Source organism: Mycobacterium sp. shizuoka-1 (genome assembly GCF_002723835.1).
GTDB lineage: Bacteria > Actinomycetota > Actinomycetes > Mycobacteriales > Mycobacteriaceae > Mycobacterium.
Genome location: NZ_BEWG01000023.1, coordinates 1 through 270 on the forward strand (window position 1 = coordinate 1; position 270 = coordinate 270).

1 protein-coding gene is annotated in these 270 nt (G+C 64.4%); it reads left to right on the plus strand.

Annotated elements, in window-relative coordinates:
• Positions 1-20: 20 nt before the first annotated feature.
• Positions 21-270, plus strand: a 250-nt coding sequence (locus MSZK_RS07730; RefSeq protein WP_233211170.1) for a phosphopantetheine-binding protein, incomplete at its 3' end; no start/stop codon positions are given.

The following is a 270-nucleotide window of genomic DNA, read 5'->3' on the forward strand; positions in this document are numbered from 1 at the left end:
AGACGGGTTATCCGGTGGACATGCTCGGGTTGGGCATGGAGATGGAGGCCGAGCTCGGGATCGATTCGATCAAGCAGGTTGAGATTTTGGCGGCGTTGCAGGCGAAGTTCCCTGGTGCTCCGGAGATTCCGGCGTCGGAGTTGTCGGGGTTGCGGACGTTGCAGGATGTGGTCGATACGATCGCCGACTTTGCGCCTGTGGCGGTAGCGGCGGCGCCTGTTGGCGCGGCTCCGGCCGCTGTTGCGGGTCCGGCTGCCGGTGATGTGGTGT